Annotated in this window: 18 protein-coding genes; 8 read left to right on the forward strand and 10 right to left on the reverse strand. The window is 38.6% G+C overall.

The annotated features are described in order from the left end of the window. The first annotated feature begins 29 nt into the window (after positions 1 to 29). Entirely contained in the window at positions 30 to 1,502 is a 1,473-nt protein-coding gene (locus EES38_RS03625) for an NAD(P)H-hydrate dehydratase (protein ID WP_124935793.1), read from the forward strand. Here the strand turns inward: EES38_RS03625 and EES38_RS03630 are convergent. Together EES38_RS03630 and EES38_RS03635 are read right to left on the reverse strand one after the other, a co-directional pair. Then, entirely contained in the window at positions 1,491 to 2,486 is a 996-nt protein-coding gene (locus EES38_RS03630; protein ID WP_124935794.1) for a 2-hydroxyacid dehydrogenase, read from the reverse strand. The genes EES38_RS03625 and EES38_RS03630 overlap by 12 nt on opposite strands. 148 nt (positions 2,487 to 2,634) lie before the next feature. After that, positions 2,635 to 3,174, reverse strand: coding sequence for a hypothetical protein (locus EES38_RS03635; RefSeq protein ID WP_124935795.1), 540 nt, complete (start codon positions 3,172 to 3,174; stop codon positions 2,635 to 2,637). Positions 3,175 to 3,552: 378 nt separating this feature from the next. On the opposite strand from EES38_RS03635, the gene EES38_RS03640 reads away from it, so the two are divergent. The 4 genes from EES38_RS03640 (at position 3,553) to EES38_RS03655 (ending at position 8,256) form a co-directional block, all read left to right on the forward strand. Then, positions 3,553 to 4,599 (forward strand): GMP reductase, encoded by a 1,047-nt coding sequence (locus EES38_RS03640; RefSeq protein WP_124935796.1) that lies wholly within the window; start codon positions 3,553 to 3,555, stop codon positions 4,597 to 4,599. Between the two features lie 147 nt (positions 4,600 to 4,746). Next, on the forward strand, positions 4,747 to 5,439 hold the full coding sequence (locus tag EES38_RS03645; RefSeq protein WP_124935797.1) for a TnsA endonuclease N-terminal domain-containing protein: 693 nt from the start codon (positions 4,747 to 4,749) through the stop codon (positions 5,437 to 5,439). After that, a complete protein-coding gene (locus tag EES38_RS03650) occupies positions 5,432 to 7,255 on the forward strand; it encodes an integrase catalytic domain-containing protein (protein ID WP_124935798.1) in 1,824 nt (607 codons plus the stop codon). The genes EES38_RS03645 and EES38_RS03650 overlap by 8 nt, the downstream gene beginning before the upstream one ends. A gap of 11 nt (positions 7,256 to 7,266) precedes the next feature. Beyond that, complete coding sequence (locus tag EES38_RS03655) at positions 7,267 to 8,256, forward strand: TniB family NTP-binding protein (protein ID WP_124935799.1); 990 nt, start codon at positions 7,267 to 7,269, stop codon at positions 8,254 to 8,256. Between the two features lie 48 nt (positions 8,257 to 8,304). Here the strand turns inward: EES38_RS03655 and EES38_RS03660 are convergent, their stop codons facing one another. Beyond that, positions 8,305 to 9,675 (reverse strand): DEAD/DEAH box helicase, encoded by a 1,371-nt coding sequence (locus EES38_RS03660; protein ID WP_124935857.1) that lies wholly within the window; start codon positions 9,673 to 9,675, stop codon positions 8,305 to 8,307. After that, on the reverse strand, positions 9,675 to 10,220 hold the full coding sequence (locus EES38_RS03665; RefSeq protein WP_243694142.1) for a VspR family transcription factor: 546 nt from the start codon (positions 10,218 to 10,220) through the stop codon (positions 9,675 to 9,677). Before EES38_RS03665 ends, EES38_RS03660 begins: the two co-directional genes overlap by 1 nt. A 109-nt stretch (positions 10,221 to 10,329) precedes the next feature. Here EES38_RS03665 and EES38_RS03670 point away from each other — a divergent pair, with 109 nt between their 5' ends. Further along, positions 10,330 to 10,536, forward strand: a complete 207-nt coding sequence (locus EES38_RS03670; protein WP_124935800.1) for a helix-turn-helix domain-containing protein — start codon at positions 10,330 to 10,332, stop codon at positions 10,534 to 10,536. 442 nt (positions 10,537 to 10,978) lie between these two features. On the opposite strand, the gene cas6f is transcribed toward EES38_RS03670, so the two are convergent. From cas6f to EES38_RS03690, 4 genes are read right to left on the reverse strand one after another with little or no spacing between them, the layout of a single operon-like run. After that, a complete protein-coding gene (cas6f, locus tag EES38_RS03675; protein WP_124935801.1) occupies positions 10,979 to 11,578 on the reverse strand; it encodes a type I-F CRISPR-associated endoribonuclease Cas6/Csy4 in 600 nt (199 codons plus the stop codon). Between the two features lie 2 nt (positions 11,579 to 11,580). Further along, on the reverse strand, positions 11,581 to 12,618 hold the full coding sequence (csy3, locus tag EES38_RS03680; protein ID WP_124935802.1) for a type I-F CRISPR-associated protein Csy3: 1,038 nt from the start codon (positions 12,616 to 12,618) through the stop codon (positions 11,581 to 11,583). After that, a complete protein-coding gene (locus EES38_RS03685) occupies positions 12,615 to 14,537 on the reverse strand; it encodes a type I-F CRISPR-associated protein Csy2 (protein WP_124935803.1) in 1,923 nt (640 codons plus the stop codon). Before EES38_RS03685 ends, csy3 begins: the two co-directional genes overlap by 4 nt. 1 nt (position 14,538) lies before the next feature. Further along, entirely contained in the window at positions 14,539 to 15,717 is a 1,179-nt protein-coding gene (locus tag EES38_RS03690) for a TniQ family protein (RefSeq protein ID WP_124935804.1), read from the reverse strand. Positions 15,718 to 16,190: 473 nt separating this feature from the next. On the opposite strand from EES38_RS03690, the gene EES38_RS03695 reads away from it, so the two are divergent. Together EES38_RS03695 and EES38_RS22110 are read left to right on the forward strand one after the other, a co-directional pair. Beyond that, a complete protein-coding gene (locus EES38_RS03695; protein ID WP_124935805.1) occupies positions 16,191 to 16,445 on the forward strand; it encodes a hypothetical protein in 255 nt (84 codons plus the stop codon). Between the two features lie 80 nt (positions 16,446 to 16,525). Then, positions 16,526 to 16,702 (forward strand): hypothetical protein, encoded by a 177-nt coding sequence (locus tag EES38_RS22110; RefSeq protein ID WP_166434201.1) that lies wholly within the window; start codon positions 16,526 to 16,528, stop codon positions 16,700 to 16,702. Between the two features lie 159 nt (positions 16,703 to 16,861). Here EES38_RS22110 and EES38_RS23145 read toward each other — a convergent pair whose 3' ends face one another. Further along, positions 16,862 to 17,020 carry a hypothetical protein gene (locus EES38_RS23145; protein WP_500691469.1) on the reverse strand — a complete coding sequence of 53 codons (159 nt, stop codon included), beginning with the start codon at positions 17,018 to 17,020 and terminating at the stop codon, positions 16,862 to 16,864. Positions 17,021 to 17,558: 538 nt separating this feature from the next. Next, entirely contained in the window at positions 17,559 to 20,273 is a 2,715-nt protein-coding gene (malT, locus tag EES38_RS03700; protein WP_124935859.1) for an HTH-type transcriptional regulator MalT, read from the reverse strand. Between the last annotated feature and the right edge of the window lie 321 nt (positions 20,274 to 20,594).

A 20,594-nucleotide genomic window follows, 5' to 3' on the forward strand; every position in this document is an offset into this window, starting at 1 on the left:
ACTCTCTTTAATGTTGTGAGGCTGTTGTTATGGTTATGCCGCGTCGTCTATATACCGCAGAACAAGTTCGCTCAGGAGAAAAGTTGGCTGCAAAAGCCAACGAGCTACGAATGTATTATCTAATGGAGAGAGCTGGGCAAGCGGTGTTTGCGATTGGTATAGCCCAATACCCAGGTACTGAACATTGGTTAGTTTGTTGTGGTTCCGGCAATAACGGTGGCGATGGTTATATCGTAGCTAATTTGGCGAAGTCAGTCGGAATTCATGTGACCGTGTGGCAGCTCGGTGAACCGAAAAAATTAACTGGTGATGCTCAGATAGCCTATGAGCATTGGGTACAAGGTGGTGGACAGGTTGAGTCGCCAAATAGTCTCATTCCCGACACCGTTGACGTGGTGATTGATGGTATTTTGGGTACCGGATTAACAGGCGATGTGCGTGAAAACGCTGCAGTGATTATTAATCTGATTAATGATAGTCGATTGCCTGTTATTGCAATTGATATCCCGTCCGGATTAAGCAGTGATACTGGCGTTGTCTTAGGAACGGCTATTAGAGCTGAACATACAGTAACATTTATCGGCGCCAAACAAGGACTGGTAACGGGGCAGGCCAGAGACTATGTTGGTCAATTGCACTTTGCTGGCTTAGGCGTAGAAGAAACTTTTGACGCTTTGCATATTCCAAGCGCATGGGTACTCGACAATAATTCGCTTAAGACTGAGTTAGGTAAGCGCGCACAATCCTCGCATAAAGGGTCTCATGGTAAGGGCGTGATCATCGGCGGTGGAGCTGGTATGGCTGGGGCTTCAGTCCTTGCATCAACAGCCGCACTTAAATCCGGTATCGGCATGATCGCGACTATTTCGCATCCCAATAATGTGATGCCTATCATCGTATCCCAGCCAGAAGTAATGGCATCGGGTTGGAATGAAAATGATGTGATCGCCAATCGACTCGACTGGTGTAACGTTGTGGCAATCGGGCCTGGTTTGGGACGAGACAGTCAGGCACAAATATTATATAACCGAGTGAGCGATACAGAATTACCCAAAGTGGTTGATGCGGATGGGTTGTATTTTCTCGCTTCTCAGCCTACTTATGACGCACAACGAGTCATTACACCTCATCCGGGTGAGGCGGCTAAGTTACTTGGCTGCTCTGTTGCGGATGTGGAGCGTGACCGCTACCAAGCCGTTGAGGATCTGCAACACAAATTTGGTGGTGTAGTGGTATTGAAGGGAGCTGGCACATTGATCTGTGACGGAGAGCAGACCTTCGTTTGTTGTGCGGGTAATCCAGGAATGGCAACTGCCGGGATGGGTGATGTGCTGACTGGAGTTGTAACCGCATTTATCGCGCAAGGTCATAACTTGCTGGAAGCCACTAAACTTGGCGTCCTGGCCCACAGTTTGGCGGCAGACCAGAACGCAAAGACTTACGGCGAAAGAGGATTAGTCGCGAGTGACTTATTCCCTCATCTACGCAGTTTAGTCAACTAACTCATTACCGCTTTTCGTGCCTTCATGAAAACAGCGGATGTTTTCCTGAGTTGTAGACGCAATATTGTGCAGAGCGTCTTCGGTCAAAAACGCCTGATGACCAGTGAAGAGTACGTTATGGCATGCCGATAGGCGTCTAAACACATCGTCGACAATGACATCATTGGACTTATCTTGGAAGAAGAGCTCTTTCTCATCTTCATAAACGTCCAAGCCCAGTGATCCAATTCGACCTTGTTTTAAGGCTTCTATAGCGGCTACAGAATCAACCAGTTCACCCCGACTGGTATTGATGATCATGACGCCATCTTTCATCTGTTCGAATGCCTTTTGATTCAATAAGTGATAGTTCTCTTTAGACATTGGGCAATGTAGTGTGATGACGTCACTGCGTTGGAATAACTCATGTAAGCTAACATATTGCGCACCCAGCTCTTTTGCTATTGGATTCTCATAAGGATCGAAACAGAGCAGTTCCATTCCCAGTCCTTTGAGGATCCTCATGGTCGCGACACCAATTTTACCCGTGCCTATGATTCCCGCTGTACGACCATAAAAATTGAAGCCAACCAAACCTTCAAGATTAAAATTGGCATCGCGTGTACGCTGATATGCTTTATGGAAACGTCTGTTTAACGTCATCATCAAGCCTACGGCGTGCTCCGCCACTGACTCTGGAGAGTAAGCTGGTACTCGAGTTACCTGCATTCCAAGTTTTTTAGCGGCGTCTAAATCGACACGGTCAAATCCAGCACAGCGCATTGTTATCAAGCGAGTGCCGCCGCTATAAAGTTGTGTTAATACTTTTTCACTTAAATCGTCGTTTACAAATGCGCATACAACAGAGCAACCCTTAGCCATTTGCGCAGTGGTTTCAGTTAGACGAAAATCGTGATACTGAATATCGATTTGGTTCTGATCCACTACGTGGTTAAATGAAGCGATGTCGTAAGATTTAGCGCTAAAAAAGGCGACATTAATCATTACCGTCTCCTAAAAATAGAATAATTTGTTTGTATAGATACACTTCCTGTAAATAAAAATAAACCCCAAATATTGTGAGTGAATATATGTTGGAAATTAATCACTTAAGGAAATGTATCTTAAATTGCTAAACACCAAGTTGAGTCCGTTAAAAGCGGTATTTGGCACCCATTAAAAAAATGGTGTCAGGTTCGTCCAATTGCAAGTTTTGGTAGGAGAGTTCCACATTTAGTTCTAGGTTTCTCTGAATAGGAGAGGGAATATTTGCCCCAATGCTTAAAAAAGGCGTTATCGTCGATTGTTCTGAATCAATCATACTAAATGAGACAGGTGCATTGCTGCCATTTTTTTCCTGAATCCAGTTTAGCCCCCCTCTGGCATAGACGGTAGCGTAATGTTTCAATCGTTGTTGAATGAGGGCCGCCCCAAACATGCCATGGTAATTCTCAGGATTCTCTGCTGTTCCTGAGTGGTTGATTGTTTCAATATAACCGATATCAAACCCAAGATTAGGCAACACTTTCCAGTTATATCCAATACTGCTATTCAACTGCTCACTGTCATTGAGATGTGGTTGGCTTGCGATCGTAGAGAGGCTAGAACTGCGATAAAAAAAACCTCTATCGTCAGCACCGAAGGCAACGTTTGTGTATGCAGTCATTAAAAACAACACAAAAATGTAGCGCATCAAGCTCTCCGTGAACATGAGTTCTGCTTGGGTTTAAAAGGGGGTTCTTTAAGCTTAGCAAAGGAATACTAGAGGTGGTGAAAATATATACTGTTGGGATGGGTGTTTTTTATAAGATGTTGATTTTTAATGCTTTATTTTTCAATTAATGCTTTGGGTGAAAGGTTTTTAGCGGGTATATACTACCAAATGGTATCACAAAAAAATTTCAAATATCAGTCTTGCTGAAAATAAATCACACCCTATAATGCTGAAAACCGGAGCGTCTGCCAACGCTCCGGTTTTTTTGTGTCCGAAATTTGAAGTCAAGGTCTGCCAACCTATTCTTCACATATCACACAAACCATATGAAAGATGGAAAGCTAAGGATTATGCAGTATGCGTATCGAACAAGAACTTAAGTTAGGTTTTAAAGATGTGCTGTTTCGCCCGAAACGTTCAACCCTCAAAAGCCGTTCTCAAGTTAATTTAACCCGCGAGTTTACCTTTAAGAATAGCGGTCGTCAATGGTCTGGAGTACCTATTATTGCTGCCAATATGGATTCCGTTGGAAGCTTTGAAATGGCCTCTGCTCTAGCCCAACATGATGTGATGACTGCAGTACACAAGCATTATACTGTTGAACAATGGCAAGCGTATGTCACTTCTGCGAGCAAAAATGTACTCAAACATATGATGGTATCGACAGGTACGTCAGACGCCGATTTCGCAAAAACTCAGTCTATTATGGCAATGAATGATGCGCTGACCTTTATCTGCATTGATATTGCCAATGGATATTCTGAACACCTTGTTGAGTATGTAGCCAAAGTTAGGGAAGCCTTCCCAGACAAAGTAATTTCTGCTGGTAATGTTGTTACGGGTGATATGGTTGAAGAGCTTATCCTTGCCGGAGCTGATATCGTCAAAGTCGGTATCGGACCCGGATCGGTATGTACGACACGAGTTAAAACTGGGGTCGGATATCCACAACTCTCTGCAATCATTGAGTGTGCGGATGCGGCCCACGGTATGGGCGGCAGAATCATTGGTGATGGAGGTTGTACTTGCCCTGGTGATGTATCTAAAGCATTTGGTGGTGGTGCAGACTTCGTTATGTTGGGTGGAATGCTTGCTGGCCATAAAGAATCTGGTGGTGAGCTTGTTGTCGAAGGCGGTGAAACTTTCGTTAAGTTCTACGGCATGTCGTCCCAGTCTGCTATGGATAAACACTCCGGCGGTGTCGCGAAATATCGCGCAGCCGAAGGTAAAACAGTGTTGTTGCCGTACCGTGGAAGCGTAGAAAATACTATTCAAGATATTATGGGTGGTGTTCGTTCCACATGTACGTATGTCGGGGCTTCTGAGCTACGCGAGCTGACAAAACGCACCACATTTATCCGCGTTCGCGAGCAGGAAAACCAAGTCTACGGCAAGGATAAGTAGACGGGGAATTTTTATCTTGTTGTTGAAACAACCATAAATTGATATTTACAACCATAAATTGATATTTGGTACAACCATAATTTGATATTGCCTCTTCATCGTCTAGACTTATGTAAGTTTACGACAAAATAGTGAAGAGGCAATATTATGTCTTCTATACCTTCCCCTTCTACTGCCACCCTGATTGCACTTGAAAGTGCATTTGCTACGCCTGCTCGAAATTTAACTAAGTCTCGAGGAAAGAACATTCATCGCTTTGCAAGTGCAAAAATGGGAAAGCGGATTACAGTTGAATCTGCTTTAGAGTGTGATGCTTGCTATCACTTCGATTTTGAAAAAGATATTATTCGGTTTTGTTCTCAGCCCATTAGATATTCATATTATTATAAGGGTAAATGGCATGCGTATGTGACTGATTTCCTTGTGCAATTTGATACGGGTGAATATGTTCTGTACGAAATAAAGCCCGATGATATAGCATCTTCCCCCGATTTTCTCGATGAGTGGAACGCAAAGCAACAAGCTGCTGAGAAATTGGGTTTGGAATTGGAATTGATCGAAGAGAAGCAGATAAGAGGCAACAAAACGTTGTTAAAAAATCTCAAGTTGATGCATAGGTATGCCTCACGAGACCGCTTAACTGATACACAAAGTTTATTATTAAATACTCTGAGGAGTAATGGCCCACAGCCGTTAAAATATTTGGTTCAAAAGGTTGGCATAGCAAGGAAAGGAATTATGCCAGCACTGTGTAATTTGTTATCACGAAATTTGCTTGAAACAGATTTGGACTTTCCTATATCTCTTCAATCTGAATTTGAATTAATTTCTTATGCCTAAGAAATCATTTAGTAATTTTAATAGGAAGGCAAAACTAGATGTTGCTGCTCATCAAAAAGAGGCTGTCGATATAGATAGATCTCCAAATGATGTTTTAGCCAAAGATACCACATATACTGATTTGACAGCATTTCCAGATAAGGTTGCGAATGAAATTTCTTATCGGTTAAAGGTTCTTAGGCATTTAGGAAAAGTGTGTGACAAGATTACCGCCAAGACCATTGAACCGCATCGAGTCGAATTACCAAGACTCAACGATAAAAAAATCCCCAGTGCTATTACTATTTATCGATGGTGGTTAAGTTTTAGCCAGTCAGATTACAATCCTACATGTCTAGCTCCTGACTTCAAAGCCAGAGGTAATAGAGACTCCAAAGTTCTAAAAGTTGTTGATATGTTGATGGAACAAGCTGTCGAGGGGGTCATCTCCGGTAGAAAAATCAATATTAGTTCTGCTCATCGCCGTGTTCGTAGGAAAATTCGACAGTATAATCTTAAACACGGAACTAAACATAAGTATCCGAAGTATGAGTCTCTAAGGAAAAGAGTCAAAAAGAAGACTCCGTTTGAAGTTTTAGCTGCAAAAAAAGGGGAGCGAGTAGCCAAAAGAGAATTTCGTCGGATGGGTAAAAAAATTCTTACGTCTTATGTCCTTGAAAGGGTCGAGGTAGATCATACGGTTTTGGACTTGTTCGTTGTACATGAAAAGCACCGAATTCCTCTTGGAAGACCTTACCTTACACAGTTGATCGATTGCTACAGCAAAGCTGTGGTTGGCTTTTATCTAGGATTTGAGCCACCGAGTTATGTTTCTGTCTCATTGGCTTTAAAAAATGCAATACAGCGGAAAGACTCATTGTTGTCGTCATATCCCTCTGTCAAAAATGAATGGTTGTGCTATGGAATCCCTGACTTACTCGTAACTGATAATGGTAAAGAGTTTTTGTCTAAAGCTTTTGATAAAGCATGTGAATCACTGTTGATCAATGTACATCAAAACAGAGTCGAAACGCCCGACAATAAACCGCATGTTGAACGCAACTACGGTACTATCAATACTTCTCTGCTAGACGATTTACCAGGGAAAGCTTTCAGCCAATATCTTCAGAGAGAGGGTTACGATTCAGTGGGCGAAGCTACTCTTACATTGGATGAAATTAAAGAAATTTACTTAATTTGGTTAGTCGATATTTATCATAAAAAATCTAACCAGAGAGGTACTAATTGTCCGAATGTAGCATGGAAAAGGGGCTGTCAAGAATGGGAGCCTGAAGAGTTTACTGGATCTAAAGATGAGTTGGACTTTAAATTCGCTATTGTTGATCACAAACAACTAACCAAAGCTGGTGTAACTGTTTATAAAGAACTGACATACAGTAGTGAACGTTTAGCTGAGTATAGGGGTAAGAAAGGAAATCATAAAGTTCAGTTCAAATATAATCCGGAGTGTATGGCGGTCATTTGGGTGTTAGATGAAGACTTGAACGAGTACTTCATGGTTAACGCGATAGACTACGAAAATGCAAGTAGAGTGTCTCTCTGGCAACATAAATACAATATTAAGTATCAAGCAGAGTTAAATTCAGCAGAATATGATGAAGACAAGGAAATTGATTCAGAGATAAAACTTGAAGAAATTGTTGACCGTTCAATTGTTAAGACTAAGAAAATCAGAGCTCGGAGGCGTGGTGCTAGACATCAAGAGAATAGCGCAAGAGCAAAGTCCATCAGCGATGCCAATCCTGTCCCATCCCAGAAACATGAAGACGAAATTGTAATTGTTGATAATGAAGATTGGGATATTGATTATGTTTGAGAAATCATCAGATGAATGAAACTCGAGAAGCACGCATCTCAAGAGCTAAAAAAGCATTTGTATCAACGCCGAGTGTTACGAAAATCTTATGCTACATGGATAGATGTAGAGATTTATCAGACTTCGATTCTGAGCCTACTTGCATGATGGTCTATGGTGCTTCGGGTGTCGGTAAAACGAGCATTATCAAAAAATATTTAAATCAAAACAGACGCGATTCCGAAGTCGGAGGCGATATAATTCCAGTGTTGCATATAGAGTTGCCTGACAATGCGAAACCGGTAGATGTTGCAAGGGAATTGTTGGTTGAAATGGGGGACCCGCTAGCGCTTTATGAAACAGACTTAGTCAGATTAACAAAAAAACTGATTGATTTAATCCCGGTGGTTGGCGTGAAGTTGATTATTATCGATGAGTTCCAGCATTTAGTAGAAGAAAGGTCAAATCGGGTTCTCACGCAAGTAGGAAACTGGCTAAAAATGATACTCAACAAAACGAAATGTCCAATCGTTCTTTTCGGTATGCCATATTCAAAGGTTGTACTACAAGCTAACTCGCAACTTCATGGACGATTTTCCATTCAGTTCGAACTGAGACCTTTCAGTTACCAGAGCGGCGAAGGTCTATTCAAAACTTTTTTGGAGTACCTTGATAAGGCTTTACCTTTTGAAAAGAAGGCTGGCTTAGCTAACGAAAGTTTGCAGAAAAAATTGTATGCATTTTCTCAAGGAAATATGCGCTCATTGAGAGACCTCATTTATCAAGCATCTATTGAAGCAATTGATAGTCAGCATGCGACGATCACCGAAGAAGATTTTGTTTTTGCATCGAAGTTGACCTCGGGTAATAAACCTATTTCCTGGAAAAATCCTTTTGATGAGGGTGTTAAGGTAACGGAAGCTATGTTGCGGCCGCCACCAAAGGATATTGGGTGGGAGGATTATTATCATAACGTTAAACCCAAAAAACAAAGACGCAAGGATGGTAATATGTTTGAATAAGGTAAAATAAATATATCCTGTGGGTTGGAGGGTATGCCACACTCAAATTCATAAAGTGGAAAACGCCTCAATCACCCGTTCCCTAAAATGTCCCAAAGTAAATGAGCTATACAATGAGAAATTTTCTTGATAGTTCAACTCACCGGAACCCATTGACCATGCTACTTCCCCCTGAACAGTGGAAGCACTTGAAGATGGTATTTCGTTGGTTCTTAGTGGGGGTGAAGGTTCATTTTCACTGAGTTCTCTGGGTTTAACATATAAACAAGACTTCGGAATATCCTGCTCAATTTCTTCGGCGAATTTCACCAAACTTTCTTCTGCGAATGTGTATAACCAAGCTTCTTGATTTCTACTATCAGTTATTCTAAGAATTCGCCCTAAAACCTGGCGAAAGTACAATTCAGTACGTACATTGCTTAAATGACAGCACACTTGCAGTCTGGGTATATCCGTACCTTCGCTGATCATTCCTATGCTAATAATCCATGGGGCGTTTTCATTTTTGAACTTTTCGATGATGCCTTGAGCATTTGGATCTTGATAAGAAACCAAGATACTGGATTGTTGTAATTGTTCACTCAAAATTGTTTGTATTTGTCGAGCATGCGCTATTGATGCTGCAACAACCAAGCCTGCAGCATTTGAATTAATTGTTCGAATTGAATGTAACCTATCTACTGCTAATTTCAAGATATGAGCTAAAGCATCATTATCTTGTAATATACTGGAGTAACTAATTTTTTGTTCTTTGAATAACGCTTGAATTGATGAGTAATATTTGCTCTCATCCACATCTGTAAACTGAAGTCTTTCATTATCTACTAGCACCAGTTTTGGTTTTCTACAGACTTTATCAGTGATAGCTTGCTTTAGAGTATATTGATAGTCACAGATGATTCGTCCTTCTGGGTCACTGTACGAACTTAAGGATATGGGCAAACTATCGGACCGCCAAGGAGTGCCTGTTAGAGCCAAAGTGCACGTAACTGCATTTTGGACCTTTAGAATTATCTGCTCACCCCATGAATTTGCTTCAGCAAGTGTTTCACCTGAACAATGGTGTATTTCGTCAAATATCGCTAGAACACGATATTTTGAGATGGTTTCCCAAAATGAGTCATCTAAGTACTGAATCGCTTGATACGTTAATGACGTTCCTAGTGATCCTAATTTACCATTAAACGAACACTGTAAAACATGTGCAAAAGTTGTCGTAAAGCCATTAGCAACATTTACCGAGGGTGAAAAACAGATGATCAGATCGATCATATCATTATTGATTAGCCGTTTACTTAAGTGAGCCGCCATCATGGTCTTTCCTGCCCCTGGTGTTGCCTGGGTGAGGAAATGCTTATTGCCTGACTGGTATTTTTCTACAGCCTGATTAATACATTCATATTGCCATACGCGAAGCATCATGCCGCCTCCTGTTTAAGGAGCTCTATTGTTTTAGTAATTGCAGTTATCTTTCCTGTGAGAGTGGCGGATTGTTGCGTCGATTCTTCATGTAGTTTCTGTACTTTCGTTTGCGTTTGTGGAAATTGTGTCATTATCGAACGATATTCGTCCATTTCAGCGATAAGTATGGTTAGTTCAGCATTGAGTCTACTTTTTATTTTTACAAGTTCAGATAGGTAAGATTTTCCCTCCGGTATTGTCCTTTCAATAGGCTCAACTCTAGTCTTGTTATCTACAGCGATATTGGTGGCTTTACCCAGCTGTTCATATAATTTAGTTATTCGGAATACTTTCTTACGACGAACTCCACTGCTAAGTAGAAGACCTTGTCTTTCCATATCATTTAGGTGCCTCGATACAAATAAGCGAACAGTGTCTTTACTTTTATTCTGCATTTTGGTCGTTAAAAGTAGGTCACGAATTTGCGATATTTTGAATTCATTCAAATTAAGTTGGGTAAGAACATCAATTATGTCTGGATGAATATTAAAAGGATGCGACACGTCTACACTCTCGGCTATTGATAAGTACATTAAAATTAATTGCGGATTATAATCCGTGGTAATAAATGCATCAAGAACGGATAGTCTTTCTTTTTAATGTACGGTTGAAATGAAAGACTTAGCGAAAAGATTCGGACACAATATTCGATGTATGCGCAAAGATAAGGGTATTTCTCAGGACAAGTTAGCGCTTTCAGCGGATATAGATCGTAGCTATATTGGGCGGATTGAGCGGGGTGAAGTAAACATCACGCTTGAAAAGGCTTATAAAATAGCCGAAGTCCTTGGGTGTGATGTCAGGGAATTACTTCCTTAAAGAAATCTACCTGTTCGGCAGTAAGTGATCTCGAACTCGAGTAAATGTGGTTCGTTTGTAATCAGCTACATTTTCAGTAGTAATGAGGATTATAATCCTCATAGATTAATAAAGTAAATCTCCATTAGGTGGGAATTTACTTTACTACAGTGGATAAGATTTTTAGATAGATTCTACCTATGTGGTAGTACACAAAAAATACAAGAAGCGTTTGAATATCATCCGATAATCAGCTACCTATGCGGTAGTACACTAAATGAAAGTAAAATGGATTTACTTCAGATAATAATCAGCTACCTATGCGGTAGTACACTGTTACTAAAGCAATGTTAGTCCAATAATTACAATTAGTTAAGTTAAAAAATTAATATTACCCTTATTTATTAATACATGTTAAATTTCTATATAAATCAAATAATTAAATATAACTAAAATAGAAAGGTTAAATTAAAGGGACTTGTTGCCAATTATTATCTTTACTAGATAAGCCATAACTGGTGAAAATTGCTGAATTTGATTCAGAGCCAGCGTTTATCATCTGTATGTTTAGACGGAAATTTTGACCTTTTCGTGTGCTTTTACTCTCAATGGAATGGTAGTGTTCAAAAATATGTTCAGATGATATATCCCGTGTTGTTGGATCATAGGTTTCACCTCTTTCTATTGCCCTTTTTTGGCAGCGTCTTTGTATTCTGGCTTGTCCATTTGGGGTTGAATCATCAATTTTTTGATTCCGTCTGAAAGCAACATATTCACACGTTTTTGGGACGAGCTTTGTGGAGGAAATGTGGAAGTAATTTAAGTTTACCATTTCCTTAAAGTACTGTTGAGATAATAAGTAATCCAACTCCATTTTGTTTTGACTGACGAATGTGATTTTTTCACCTATGGTTTCTTGACTCCAAAGAGGAAAAGAAACGCCAATACCCCGGGTATTATAATGGTAATTAAATCCATGAAGTGTCTTGAGGCATTTTGCAACCAAGGCTTCATTGCTGCGATGTTTGGGAAGAAATGTTACTGTTTTATAATACCAATCCATATTTAATTTCCCTTTTGTTGATACAAACCACCTTTAATTAAATTAGCTACTACGAAGTGGAGGTCATTAATGGTTTCCTGAGAGAGATCATCACTACCGGATAGTAACTCAACAAATTCATCCGCTCTCTTAATTAGCGAGAAAAAATCCTTATGGGTATCAGGATGTCGGTAACTTGTTGAATTTTGCCTATCAACGCCATAATGACCTATACGGACTGGTCTTTCTGCACCAGGATACCAATCGTCAATCGTTGTAATAGCCGCTCCCGCTTTGTAGCAGCCAATCATCGGAGATTCTATACCCTCGATTTCAGTTGTTTGATAAGCCCTATTTTTTTCTCCGGAAGTGGCTTCTTTAAATACTTGGCTTGGTTTCAAAGCTGAGTTTGTAGGGAGCTCTATTGATGCTTTTAGCTCTAAAATAAATAATCCATTGGGTTCGGTGACGGCATGGGATGCTTGCTCAACAAGAGCTTGCCAATACTCGAGCCTTTCAAAGGCACTTCTATCACTAAAATTCTTACGAATATCATTAAATATCACAGCGCCATTTTCCCATGGCCATGGAGTCGCTTTGATAGTAGTTGAATAAGCATGACGCGTATTGCCCCATAGCCATTTTCCACTGAAGATATTGACTAGATAACGAGTTAATAACTCATTCCAGCCAATTTTTTGTCCGTATAAATCAACTAATAGGTTCAATGTTTTCCTTACGATCGGATCCGAGCATTTGTATGGTGTTTGAACTTCTGAGGAGAATGAGACTGAGAATTCGCATTGAATTTTTTCTGCGCCATAAGGTACCGAACAATAATCGATCTTGTGAGGGTTTCCTTCGGCAAGAGTATTCGGATTTACTTTAGGCTTTATTTTACCTTTGTCGTCATAAGCAAAAGAAGTACCTTCTTTCATTCCGAGAACAATACGAGTATGAAGCCGTAATGGTTTTTTGGCTCCGTCTGGCCAGATAGAAAAGAATACAACATCTGAGGGCGAGATAGAACGTTGATATGCTAATTGGATTGGTAATTTCATTCTATGCTCCTTGGTATGACTAATGGCCCATTACTTGTGTAACGGTACTGCCAGAACAGTGTTTCCCAGTCAGTAATTTTACTTATGGAAATCGATTTAATTAACCCTAGGATTGTTTCAGCAAAGGCATGTGGATAGCTGCGAAGTGAGTCTGGTTTATCGGATGGCTTCTCGAGTAAATGGTAGCCAACACAGTTAGTCGAAAGTTCGCTGTCAGTCTTGAGCGCGTCAAGGATGCAGTTAATATCATTTAATTCTGTCAATGGCTCGAGTGACAACCATTTTCCTTGTTCTGCTGAGATTGATGTAACCGCTTCTTTAAAATGAGAGTAGCATTTAAAGCCGTCTATTCCATCAATCGTGAATCTCGTGGTTCCTCTAGCAAGTCGTTTGGGCAACATTCTTGCTATATCGGTCTTGGTAACTGAAATCACGTTTTTTAACCGTATGATGAAAGTGATATTTCCATCGAACTGCCAGTCATCTCGGGTTGCAGGGGGATCAATTTTACCATTGGTCTTTAAAGTATGTTCTTTGGTCAAGCCCCTGTTTTCAATATGTCCGCTGTGAACGCAAACTGCAAAACTATCCATTTCAAAAGCTGTGTTGTGCGTTTGCATTTTGCGTTCAAATGCATGGAGAAATCCCCACATGCCCATCATTGATGGTAGTCCGATACTAGCGGGGGTGTTCATTGCGTTAGCACCAGTAACACGTAAGTTTGGTAAAACCAGAAATATTCCTTGTTGATCGTTTTTAATAGAACTTGTCGAAGGTGCTTCTTCTTCGATAAGCTTAAAAAACAGTTGGATAAACGTTTTAGTCAGGTTTGGATTGTAGGCAAATCGACTTGCTGAGGATGTTAAAGCTAAGTCTGCATTAAACTTTTCAGCTAGTTTTTCTGCAGAATTGTCAGGTTGATATTCCTTCTCATTTGTTAACCAGAGTTTCAGCATATTAGTCATTGAGCTTTTTAGACTGTTTTGGAATTTTCTTCTCTGGTTGGAAGGAATTAACCAATCTTTTTGATGCCAGAACTGATCTAAGGCATTTATATACTCTTTTGTTAACCATTGTGTTCTAGTATTCAAATAATGGTGTTTTTGTCTACCAATAAAGGGCATAGATTCTATCAATCTGAATGTGCCACCACAGGACATGGGGAGTAGTCCCATACTGGTTGCACGACTACAATGCATAAGTGCGGTAAACTTATATTTTCCTTCAATAGCTTGATAGCAATGACTTTGTACTGATTGGGAAGAAACAGGAGATAGGGTTATGTAGGAACCTTTTCCATCAGAAACTGAAATTTGTTTTAAGTAGTTTGATGCTAATTTGACATCGATAAGATGGTGAGGAATGGCTTTTAGTTGCTTGATTGCTACCTTTTTCTGTTTTTCATAACATCCCAGCTTTTTTAGTGATGACCATAATGAATGTTCTGGATTTTTCAAAACGTTTGCCAAACAGCAAATATTGTTTTCCCAGATGAATTCACTGGTTAGGAAGATAGCCAAGTTGACGTATTTTGAATCCTGAGAATAGGACCAATTTAATGGTTCGAGCTTACTTGAAGAAAATAGATAACGGGGCAGTTCACCTATTGGTTTTGCTCTAATAATGCCTGATGCCCGAATATCCGGAAATTTAACGTTGTGGCTATGTCGATACTGTGTTGTTTTCAGCGAATATCGCCACCACTTCTCATCCCTTATTTTTTCTTTACAGCGGAGTTGATCGAGAAGGTCTTTCTGTTTTTCAACTTTATCAGTGAGATTGACCAGAACAGTTAACGCTTCGAGTGGCGAATCGGTAATATCAATGTGGGGTGTTAAAGGGCGAAATGCCTTTCTAAGAATGAGAGTCAGTTCATCACTATCTTTATATTCTGCTAATAGATTGCTTAATGTATTCATATCACCACCGCGAAACGTAAAATGAGCGATTGAATTCGTCCGTTTGAAACTCGCTCAACCATAAGCAATACACATCACCTAAATGAAATAAGTAATGGGAATTGTTTAATGGAACACTATTTTTGATATTGTGTTTAGGGAGCAATAGTCGTTGCTCTACCATTGAAGCAATTTCATCTGTGGTGGTATTAAGCAAAATAGCTACGTCAAAAGCATTCATTTTTAGATTGGCAAGAAATCCATTGTCTTCCCATAAGTGAATGTCTAGATAGGAAAATATTTCTTTTAGAATCAGGTTATATCGAAGGTTATGGCTTGGAAGTTTAAATGAATGAAGTAACAGTGATCCCAATAAATCTTTTAGTCGTAATCGTTCGTTGTTAACGATTGTGTATTCAATATTGAACTCGATTGTGTTTTTAATTTTGTCATGAAAGCTATGTGGCCAGTTTTGCCAAAATTTTAAGAATGTATCAGTATCAAAAAGCTCGTTATGAATTTGAGTCCACCAATGTACTAATCCCCAACGATAACTTGCCGGTAAGTCAGGAAGGCCTTCTGAGGATTGACCTGATAACCATTGTGAAACGGATATTCCTGGTCCTATTTTTGAAGACTCGGTGGAACCTAAAATTTCGCCGCATTTCGGACAAACCCCAGCTAACCCATCTTTTCGATAGTCATATTCTCGGCCGCACTGACAGGTATAAACTAACTTTTCTCTGTGAAGGGGGCAGTAATCGATTCCCGAAAAGTGCCATAGATAACTGGCATAACCATTTTCTTGTAAACATTGAGGGCAGCAAGGAACATGTTGAGTGCGAAGAAGTGAACGTGGAAATAACTCGGCTCCTCTAATAACACTGGATGAAGAGGAGTACTTAATTTGTGAACGGTTGATTGCGAGCCCGAGAATATTTTGAGGTTCATTAAACGTTAGTTGACTAAGGTGGTGTAGTGCGTGAGTTCTGGCCGTGGAGTGATTTTTTGATGAATAAGGGTTGATTAAACATACATCAGATGGAAATGTATCAAACTTCCTAGGGTCTTTATCAACAAGGTATCGTTTTACTGCCGACAAAAACTTAGCGATATCGTCATAACCATTCTTATTGGCTACTCGTATGAAAAAACTTTCCAGTGATTCATCTTGATGTGTTTTTGGTCTTTGTAGAAACATTATTCATCCTTGAAGCACTTAACCGTATAAAAAATATCAGGTTAGCTTTCAGGATATTGTGACGTAGCTAGTGAAAGAAGAGTTTGCTAATTTCTGATAGTCATAACATCAAGATTTATTGAATATTTATTATGCATAGCGTGGAGTAAATTTTATTACAAAATCAAAATTTATTTTCATACGTTTCTGAAATGACAACACGGCTAACTGGTTAAGTGTCCCTCTAGTAATTTATACATTTAAATTGTGGATATGCTGATGCGAGTATCAGAGAGGAGCATGTAGAGCGACTCAGAGTTTGGCGGAAAATTTGCTCTCCTTAACCCGCCGTGCCACGAAGCTCATTAAAATGATGCATTGACTGCCCAGTTTTTCTAGATAAATCATATTGCATTTTGCCTTCGAAAATAGATTTTCAATTCGGTTCGATTTTTAAACGATTTAAACATAGATTAAGTAGAAAAGTTATTTCCATGAGTAAAAGTATGGGTACTACGCATCTCACGCTTAGCAACAATACGAGCAAATCATTAGTTGAAGCTATACACGCGACAGATGAACTGAGGTCATTTATCGTTCAAGGTCGTTTGATTATTGACAACAATCTCCTCGACTGTACAACGGCTATCGTTGTAGCAATTCGTATTATTGATTGTGAGATTGAAAGGTGGCGAGAAATTTTGCTCAGATCAACCGCTCAGTGGCACCTGAAATATTCTTTGACGTAGGAAATTAAAAACAGATTCAAGATAGAGAACTCTATGTTCGTTCTGTAGAAGAAATACTTCGAATTCAAGTAGAATACTTGATGGATGAAGCGAAGATTGTGATTACAGAGCGAGCTCCTGTAGCTATTCGAGAACTTCGCGTTTCTATTGCTAAATTACGTATGTCGATCAGTAATATTTCTAACATTCAAAAGCAGGTCAGCCCTTCGATTTTAGTGAACAAGGCATCTTTTGATATGTCAGAAGATACATTATAACTGCTAGAGATCGCAACAGAAAACGCTTATCTTCATTAGGTCTATGTTCAGTGAAACTATGACATAAATGGCTTAAGTCGTTAATCCATAAAAGCCTAGTTGACAAGAGAGAAAAAGCTATAATTCAATAACTCAGAGGTTGAAATTATACTTTTATATTTATATCTTATTGATTATTTTCATAAAATATTCTTGTATAAATGGTATTTCTAACGTTTTTGCTTCAACTAATAATGCATGAGCTTTATATATATTACCATTATTTAAAGCTATTTTTATTGATTTTTTATAGAATTTAATCATATCCTTATCGTGCATATGCCACCAACCAATCTTATTTTTCTATTAGAAAGATGAGAAGTTATTGAAAGTTAATAGTAAATAAAATAAGCATAAATTACCTCATCCTTTATATTTTAATTTATGGATTATACTATAGTATTAGAGGCGTTATGATTGATGTTTATCTTTTGAATATATATTGATAAAAACCATATTTTGCATGCATGTCATATATAGTAGCCATACTACTATGATTAGTTTATAAGGCTTGGTCACTTTAATGTGATTAAATTGTCAGAGAAGATTATCGATAGAATTAGAGTAAATATAAATGCTAAAATCGAAAACTCTATTATTATTTAAACATTTATCGTGTGTCTATTTCTACTGAAATTGAACATTTAAGAGTATATTAAATTTTTTAGTATTGTTTTTCTGTCAGCTTTGCATCATTTTCTATAATGATTTCAAATGTGATCATATTTCAATTGAAGAATTTTATAGATAAAGTACCAGACAATTATACACCATATTCAATGTGGGCTTATTATTTCCTATAGATTAATGAAAATCACTAATTATAACAATCCACTAATCGCATTAGGTCTTCGGCTATTTTTATCGCGTCTTTGCGACTTTCTAGATTGAGTTTTTGGTATAAATTTCTGATGTGAGTCTTTATAGTTGTTCCTGCTACATTTAGTGTTAGTGCTATTTGCTCATTGCTTAATCCGGAGTAAATAAGCCCTAGTACTTGCCATTCCCTCTGTGTCAAAGGGCTTGTTCGCACTAATTGTGGAACCCTAGGGTGATTGATTAACTTATCTATAAATTCTTCATCAAAGTGAGTAGAACGACTTCTTTGTTTGCGTGATATCTCCTTTAAAATATAACTTGCGTGGTGTTTTTCTAGATCTGATAGAACATTTTTTTGTATGACCCTCTCGAGTACTGGTAAGATATATTCACCATCAACTAGAAAATCACCCACCATGCCAGTTTGATTTGTCATAATTAGCGCTTTCTGTAATAATTCTTCTGCTCGTTCATGTTTATTTTTTATATTTTCCAGAAGTGATTCTATAACTAAATTTCTATTAATATCAGTAACAAGATTTAATCGTTTTGCTTCTTTTTGAAGAAATTCCAAACTTTCCTGAGCATTTATTAGCTGGTTAGTATAAATTTGAGCTCTAATGATATTTCGCCATTGCAGTTGTAAGAAGTGATTGGTGGCTTTGGCGGGTTTGTAAGCATTGACTAACCATTCCGAGATGGAAGTGATATCATTACAATTATGCCAGTACAATAAGCGGGAAAAATTAGCGTTGGCTGTCCAATCGATATGATACGTCGATTGATGCAATAGTTTTTCAATCTGGCTGATAAATTTTGCTGATTTATCTTTTTCTCCTCTGCAAATAGAGATTCTGGCCAAGATGGAATAACTATGTAGATGTTTACTTTTGTCAACATTACCAAGGACCTGAATGCCCTTATAGGCTAGCCTTTCGGCTTCTTCCAAAGAATTCCAACACCATAAAATCTGAGCATGTAGTCTTAATAAAAATTCATGAAGTGGTACTTGATGAAGTTTTTGGTCGTCAATCAGTTTGAATGCTGATTCATGCAATTCAAATGCAACCTGAACATACCCTTGGGCATGTAAAATTTCGCTTTGTTGGAGTAGTGACCATAATTCTTGGTGATAGATTTGGTGTTGCCTAGCTAGTCTCTCAGTTTGCTGCATTAACGATAGTGAACGGTCTAGATTTCCCCGAACATGATTGACCTCGCCTACGATAGAAGTAGCAATAATTCTATTTCTAAAATCGGTGTTTTCAAGCTGACTAAGAGCTAACTCTGCTAGTTCAAGTGCTTGATCTGGAGCATTTTTATTAATCGCTACTTGTGCATGAAGCGTATTTATCTCTCCTTGCTCATAGGTATTTATTAATACATTTCTTTGTTTCATTTCAACTTCCGCTACATTTAACATATCCTCTACGACAGTGTAGCGGTGTTGGCTCTGAGCTAGCCAGGCCTGGATGAGAGGAATCTTTGTATGTGAATATAAATGATTTTTGTCCAGCGAGTTGATTATTGATTCTAGTGCGGCGAGGTCACCTTGATTGTACATAGTCCAACCACTGCTCAACAATAGTTGACAAATTAAATCGTTATTTTGGGCTTTTTGAGCGTGTTTTAAGGCCTGGCTGGGTAAATTAAATTTTAGCCATGCTCTTGCTGCCAGGGATTGAAGTTCAGATTCTCTTTCTGGTATCTTTAAGTGGCGTTCATGAATAAGAAATTCTGCAAACAAATGATGGAAACGGTACCAATTGTTTTCACCTTCTAACTGATGTACAAAAAGCCCGTAGCGATTCAACGTCTCTATCAGATTGAATGCATCGTTCCTCTGAGTCAGTTCCGAAACTAGAACTTCATTAAATGTTTCTAAAACAGAACATTCCAGTAGAAATAGCTGGGTATCTTTATCAATATAAGCAAATACTTCTTCAATCAGGTATTCCCAAAGGTGGTCATGATTAAACTGTAATACAGACTGTTTAGACTGAGCTAGAGAACGATTTAAATGCTTTGTTTGTAAAGCTATAAGCTGAAGGACAGCTGGCCATCCTTCAACATAAGTTCTGAGTTCTCGAATGGTTTCCGGGTCCAATTGTTCCGTAATGATCTGACCAAAAAAACGTCTTGTTTCATCTTCATCAAAGGCCAGAATCTCACTATCGATTTCTACAAGTGAACCTCGAATGCGGAGGTTTGCAATACCAAGTGGTGGGGTGGACCGACTGGTGACAACTATCCTGATATTTTGGGGCATATGTCTAATAAAAAACTTAACAGTTTCATGGATTTGTTCTTCATCTATCAAATGATAGTCATCGAGAACTACATAGCAATCTTGTGAAACATCATTTATTTCGTTAAACAGCTCAGAAAATAGAGATGATATAGATGAGTATTGATTACGTTCGGCAAGGGTAACGCTGTTGGGGCACCCATTGTCTGTTGCAATATTAATAGCCTGGATTAGGTAATTGATAAAATGAAAAAAATCATTATCTTCGCTATCAATATTGTACCAACCTACAGATGAAACTGTTTCAAGCCATTGGGAGACCATCGTTGTTTTACCATAACCAGCCGGAGAATGAAATAAAGCCAATTTATAATTAGTATTCGACGTTAATACACTAAGAACCTTAGGCCTAGATATAGCATTATATAAGCGACTCGGGCGAGTTAGTTTAGACGGAATAAGCATCATGAGACTACTATTTTCATATTAATTAATTAATTGTGCTACTTAGTCCCCCTCAATTTCAATGTGATAATTTATAATTTTGTCAGATGTCTCATTAACAGGGTGATTAAATTGTTTATATTTGCATTCTATCTTATAAATTTTTATATGGTATTGACATTTATTGATAAATGTAATAACTAGTGTTTCCCTAAGCCTTATTTCAATTATACTTCCATTTTAATATACTCTACGCCCCATCTGCTCCTACTAACAATTCAATTCAACAGGATGATGTTTCATTGCTTAAAGCTGTGCAGGATAAGCATGGTGAATTAATAA

Origin of the sequence: Vibrio viridaestus (assembly GCF_003856525.1) — a bacterium.
GTDB lineage: Bacteria > Pseudomonadota > Gammaproteobacteria > Enterobacterales > Vibrionaceae > Vibrio > Vibrio viridaestus.

What these genes read in the sequence shown, in the direction of transcription:
- EES38_RS03660 (WP_124935857.1), bottom strand. Translation starts at nt 9,675, where the DNA reads ATGCTTCGCGTATGGCAATATGAATGTATTAATCAGGCTGTAGAAAAA.
- EES38_RS03645 (WP_124935797.1), top strand. Translation starts at nt 4,747, where the DNA reads ATGTCTTCTATACCTTCCCCTTCTACTGCCACCCTGATTGCACTTGAA.
- EES38_RS22110 (WP_166434201.1), top strand. Translation starts at nt 16,526, where the DNA reads ATGGATGAAGCGAAGATTGTGATTACAGAGCGAGCTCCTGTAGCTATT.
- malT (WP_124935859.1), bottom strand. Translation starts at nt 20,273, where the DNA reads ATGCTTATTCCGTCTAAACTAACTCGCCCGAGTCGCTTATATAATGCT.
- EES38_RS03685 (WP_124935803.1), bottom strand. Translation starts at nt 14,537, where the DNA reads ATGAATACATTAAGCAATCTATTAGCAGAATATAAAGATAGTGATGAA.
- EES38_RS03655 (WP_124935799.1), top strand. Translation starts at nt 7,267, where the DNA reads ATGAATGAAACTCGAGAAGCACGCATCTCAAGAGCTAAAAAAGCATTT.
- EES38_RS23145 (WP_500691469.1), bottom strand. Translation starts at nt 17,020, where the DNA reads ATGCACGATAAGGATATGATTAAATTCTATAAAAAATCAATAAAAATA.
- EES38_RS03690 (WP_124935804.1), bottom strand. Translation starts at nt 15,717, where the DNA reads ATGTTTCTACAAAGACCAAAAACACATCAAGATGAATCACTGGAAAGT.
- EES38_RS03650 (WP_124935798.1), top strand. Translation starts at nt 5,432, where the DNA reads ATGCCTAAGAAATCATTTAGTAATTTTAATAGGAAGGCAAAACTAGAT.
- EES38_RS03630 (WP_124935794.1), bottom strand. Translation starts at nt 2,486, where the DNA reads ATGATTAATGTCGCCTTTTTTAGCGCTAAATCTTACGACATCGCTTCA.
- EES38_RS03640 (WP_124935796.1), top strand. Translation starts at nt 3,553, where the DNA reads ATGCGTATCGAACAAGAACTTAAGTTAGGTTTTAAAGATGTGCTGTTT.
- EES38_RS03670 (WP_124935800.1), top strand. Translation starts at nt 10,330, where the DNA reads ATGAAAGACTTAGCGAAAAGATTCGGACACAATATTCGATGTATGCGC.
- csy3 (WP_124935802.1), bottom strand. Translation starts at nt 12,618, where the DNA reads ATGAAATTACCAATCCAATTAGCATATCAACGTTCTATCTCGCCCTCA.
- EES38_RS03695 (WP_124935805.1), top strand. Translation starts at nt 16,191, where the DNA reads ATGAGTAAAAGTATGGGTACTACGCATCTCACGCTTAGCAACAATACG.
- cas6f (WP_124935801.1), bottom strand. Translation starts at nt 11,578, where the DNA reads ATGGATTGGTATTATAAAACAGTAACATTTCTTCCCAAACATCGCAGC.
- EES38_RS03635 (WP_124935795.1), bottom strand. Translation starts at nt 3,174, where the DNA reads ATGCGCTACATTTTTGTGTTGTTTTTAATGACTGCATACACAAACGTT.
- EES38_RS03625 (WP_124935793.1), top strand. Translation starts at nt 30, where the DNA reads ATGGTTATGCCGCGTCGTCTATATACCGCAGAACAAGTTCGCTCAGGA.